5 protein-coding genes are annotated in these 4271 nt (G+C 75.0%); 3 read left to right on the top strand and 2 right to left on the bottom strand.

From position 1 onward, the window contains the following. Nucleotides 1-321, bottom strand: a 321-nt coding sequence (locus ACFSBI_RS16180) for a translation initiation factor IF-2 N-terminal domain-containing protein (RefSeq protein ID WP_377936763.1), incomplete at its 3' end; no start/stop codon positions are given. Between the two features lie 464 nt (nt 322-785). Further along, nucleotides 786-1781: a transcription termination factor NusA gene (gene nusA, locus ACFSBI_RS16175; RefSeq protein WP_377936761.1), complete on the bottom strand. Its 996-nt coding sequence runs from the start codon at nt 1779-1781 to the stop codon at nt 786-788. Between the two features lie 87 nt (nt 1782-1868). Here nusA and ACFSBI_RS16170 point away from each other — a divergent pair, with 87 nt between their 5' ends. The 3 genes from ACFSBI_RS16170 to ACFSBI_RS16160 form a co-directional block, all read left to right on the top strand. Next, a complete protein-coding gene (locus ACFSBI_RS16170) occupies nt 1869-2174 on the top strand; it encodes a hypothetical protein (protein ID WP_377936759.1) in 306 nt (101 codons plus the stop codon). A 40-nt stretch (nt 2175-2214) separates the two neighbouring features. Beyond that, nucleotides 2215-3354 carry an exonuclease SbcCD subunit D gene (locus ACFSBI_RS16165; RefSeq protein WP_377936757.1) on the top strand — a complete coding sequence of 380 codons (1140 nt, stop codon included), beginning with the start codon at nt 2215-2217 and terminating at the stop codon, nt 3352-3354. Beyond that, nucleotides 3351-4271 (top strand): AAA family ATPase (locus ACFSBI_RS16160; protein ID WP_377936755.1); only part of this gene is annotated, 921 nt, incomplete at its 3' end. The genes ACFSBI_RS16165 and ACFSBI_RS16160, both read left to right, overlap by 4 nt.

Here is a 4271-nt window from a genome sequence, read left to right as displayed (position 1 = left end):
CGGACCGGGACGGCCGGGCACGGCCGTGCGCGGGGTGGGGGCCTGGCCGTTCGCCGTCGCGGGCGTGGCGCGGGGGCCGGGGGCCGCCGGCCGCACGCCGGGACGGGCCGCGGGACGCGGCGCGCCGCCGTTCGCCGGGGCGCCGCCCGCCATGGGGACGCCGTCGGCCTGCAGCTTCGCCTTCAGCTTGCGCACGACCGGCGGCTCGACGCTCGACGACGGGCCCTTCACGAACTCGCCCATCTCCTTGAGCTTCGCGAGGGCCAGCTTCGTGTCGATGCCGAGATCGGTCGCGATCTCGTGGACGCGGGGTTTCGCCACTTCTCTCCTGTTCCTGAGCCCGCCCAGGACAGGGCAGGCCGTTACTGCGGTGCGGGTCTCATTTCGAGTCGCTCATCGCTGTTCCATGTGCCTGTTCCACTTCGCGTGGTGGGGATGCCGCGTCCGGGACGGAGCGGCACGAGCGCGCGCAGCGCCGACGGCCTGCGCATCGATCAGTGTACCCGTCGCCTCCGCGGCGCGGGTCATCGATGTGGTGGAACCGCAGTGCGGCGCGGTCTGTTCCCGTGCCCCCGCAGCACCGCGCCTGACGATGGCCGGACAAGGGCCGGTGCGCGACGGGAAGCCGGGGCGATCCTCACGGGGTGATGCCGAACGGAGGACGGGCGACTGGGCGGAGGACGGACTCGGCCCGTGCGTCCTCCACCCGCTCGTCGATCCTCCGGCCGGATACGCGGAGGCATCCCTGCCCCTGCCCGCCGGCCGACCGAGGTCGGGCCGCGCCGTCAGTCCTCGAGGATGCTGTCGGGCTGGATGTCGATCTTCGCGCCGGTCAGCTTGGCGGCGAGACGGGCGTTCTGGCCCTCCTTGCCGATCGCGAGCGACAGCTGGTAGTCGGGCACGAGGGCTCGGACGGCCTTGGAGCCGCGGTCGAGCACGAACGCGCTCGACACGCGCGCCGGCGACAGCGCGTTCGCCACGAAGGTCGCGAGGTCCTCGGAGTGGTCGACGATGTCGATCTTCTCCCCGCCGAGCTCCGCCGAGACGGCCCGCACGCGCGCGCCGAGCTCGCCGATCGCGGCGCCCTTCGCGTTCACGCCCGGCTGCGTGGCCTTCACCGCGACCTTCGAGCGGTGGCCCGCCTCGCGGGCGAGCCCGGTGATCTCGACCACGCCCGACGCGATCTCCGGAACCTCGAGCGCGAACAGCTTGCGCACCAGCGCCGGGTGGGTCCGCGACACGGTGATCGACGGCCCCTTCTGCCCGCGGGAGACGCTCGTCACGTAGACACGGATCCGGTCGCCGTGCCGGTACGTCTCCCCCGGCACCTGCTCCTCCGGCGGCAGGATCGCCTCGATCGTGCCGAGGTCGACGTGGACCATGCGCGGGTTCGGACCCTGCTGGATCACGCCGGCGATGATGTCGCCCTCGCGCCCCTTGAACTCGCCGAGCACGCGCTCGTCGCCGAGGTCGCGCAGCCGCTGGTTGATGACCTGCTTCGCGGCGAAGGCGGCGACGCGCCCGAAGTCGTGCGGGTCGTCGACGGCCTCGCCGACCTGCTGGCCGTCGTCGTCGAGCTCGGGCACGAGCACGGTCACCTGGCCCGACTTCCGGTCCAGCTCGACGCGCGGCTGCGGCGTGCCGGCGGGCGCGTGCTCCGGCCGGTCCGTGTGCTTCAGGTACGCGGTGAGTATGGCGCTCTCGATGATGCGCACCAGCTCGTCGAACGGGATCTCCCGCTCGCGCTCCATCATCCGCAGGACGGCCAGATCGATCTTCAAGGGCCGCTCCATCCACGTGACGCCCCGCTGACCTCGATCAGGGCCCGTCTACGGTAGCAGCGCGGGGACGAGCACCTGGAGGAGCGGATGGACGCGGTGAGGACGGTGCAGCTGCGCCGGTACCGGATCGTGCCGGGCGAGCTGCCGGCGTTCACGGCCTGGTGGCGGGAGACGCTGCTGCCGGCGCGCGAGGCCTTCGGCTTCCGCCTCGAGTTCGCGGTCGCCGTGCCGGAGACCGACGAGTTCGTCTGGGCCGTGTCGGCCGACGGCGACGCGGACGCCTTCGCCACGATCGACGCCGCGTGGGCCGGCTCGAGCGAGCGCGCGGCCTGCTTCGTCGACGTGCCGCAGCGGGTGACCGCCTCGGACCTGCGGCTCGCCGAGCCCGCCTGAGGCCGCGGCGCTGTCCGAGGCGCCCCCTACCGTGCCCGCCATGCGGCTGCTGCACACCTCGGACTGGCACATCGGGCGCACGTTCCACCGCTACCCCACGCTCGACGCGCTGCGCGGGGTGCTCGCGGCGCTCGCCGACGAGGTGCGGAACCGACGGATCGACGCGGTGCTCGTCGCGGGCGACGTGTTCGACTCCGCCACGCCCTCGGCCGAGGCGTTCCGCGTGTTCGAGGAGGCCGTGCTGGCGCTCCGCGCCGCCGGCGCGGTCGTCGTCATGACGAGCGGCAACCACGACTCCGCCGCCCGGCTCGGCCACCAGGCGCCCTTCGCCGCAGCGGGCGGCGTGCACGTGCGGACGAGGGCCGAGGGGCTGGACGCCCCGGTCGTGCTCGAGGACGAGCACGGCGCCGTGGACGTCTACGGCCTGCCCTACCTCGAGCCGCTGATGACCGGCCACCGCAGCCAGGAGGCGGCGATCGGCGCGGCGATGGAGCGCGTCCGGGTCGCGGCCGCCGCGCGCGGGAACCGCAGCGTGGTGCTGTCCCACTGCTTCGCGTCCTCCGGCGTGCGACCGCAGGCCGCGGGCGGCGAGCGGGACATCACCTCGGGCGGCCTCGACGTGGTGCCGACCGAGGCGTTCGAGGGCGTCGACTACGTGGCCCTCGGCCACATCCACTCCCGCTCCGTCCTCGCGCCGCACGTCCGCTACTCGGGGGCGCCGCTGCACTACTCCTTCGGCGAGACGTCGCCGTTCCGCGGGGCGTGGCAGGTCGACCTGGACGCCGACGGCTTCGCGACCGCGTCGTGGGTCGACCTTCCCGTGCCGCGCGCGCTCACCACCCTGCGGGGCGACCTGCAGGCGCTGCTCGACGACCCGGCGCACGAGGCGGTCCGCGACGACTGGCTGCAGGTCGTCCTCACCGACCCGGGGCGGCAGCAGGACGCGATGGCGCGGCTGCGGGAGCGGTTCCCGTGGGTCGCGGTGCTCGAGCACCGGCCGGAGGGCGCCCCCGCCGCCGACGGCCGCAGCTACGGCGAGCGCACCGCGGGCAAGGACGACCTGGCGCTGGTCGGCGGGTTCCTCGAGATGGTGCGGGACGGCAGCGGCCCCGACTCCCCCGAGGCGGCGCTGATCGCGGAGGTCCTCGCGGCGTCGGCGGCGGCGGAGCGCGCCGCGTGAGGATCCGCCGACTGGTCGTCGAGGGCTTCGGGCCCTTCGCGCGACGGCAGGAGATCGACTTCGCAGCGCTCGAGGCGGCCGGGCTCTTCCTCATCACCGGCCGGACGGGCAGCGGCAAGTCGAGCGTGCTCGACGCCGTCTGCTTCGCCCTCTACGGCGGCGCGCCCCGCTACGACGGGGCGAAGGCGCGGCTGCGCAGCGATCACGCGCGACCGGAGGATCCGACCCGCGTGGAGCTGGAGTTCGAGGTCGCCGGGGCGCGGTGGCGGGTCGTCCGCTCGCCGGAGTACCAGCGGCCGAAGCGCCGCGGCGAGGGCTTCACGACGCAGCGGGAGGAGGCGCAGGTCGCCCGCTGGGAAGACGGCTCGTGGCGGACGCTCGCCGCACGCGCGGCGGACCTGCCGGAGGTGCTCGCGCCGGTGCTGCAGCTGAACCGGGAGCAGTTCCTGCAGGTGATCCTGCTCGCGCAGGGCCGGTTCCAGGAGTTCCTCCGGGCCCGCAGCGAGGACCGGGTGGGGCTGCTGCGCGCCCTCTTCGGCACGCAGCGCTTCGCCGCGTTCGAGGCGGAGCTGGTGCAGCGGGTGAAGGGCCTGGAGCAGGCCGTCGCCGGGGCGGACGCGGCCGTGGCGGCCGATCTGGCGCGGCTCGCCGAGCTGGAGGGCCGTGACGAGCCGCCGTCGGCGGACGCCGCGGGACTGGTCGTCGCGGACCTCGAGACGAGGGCCGCGGCGGCCCGGACGGAGGGCGACCGCAGCCGGGCGGCGTTCGCCGCCGCGGACGCCGAGCACGCCGAGCAGGTGCGGGTTGCCGGCCTGCAGCGGCGGAGGTCGGACGCGACGGCCGCGCTCGACCGGCTCGCCGCGGCCGACGCGGGCGTCGTCGCGCAGCGGGCACGGGTCTCGGCCGCGTTGCGCGCC

The sequence above is a fragment of the Amnibacterium endophyticum genome (assembly GCF_042680685.1).
Lineage (GTDB): Bacteria > Actinomycetota > Actinomycetes > Actinomycetales > Microbacteriaceae > Amnibacterium > Amnibacterium endophyticum.
Note: the sequence above shows the minus strand (reverse complement) of the source record. Positions and strands in the feature narration are given on the sequence as shown.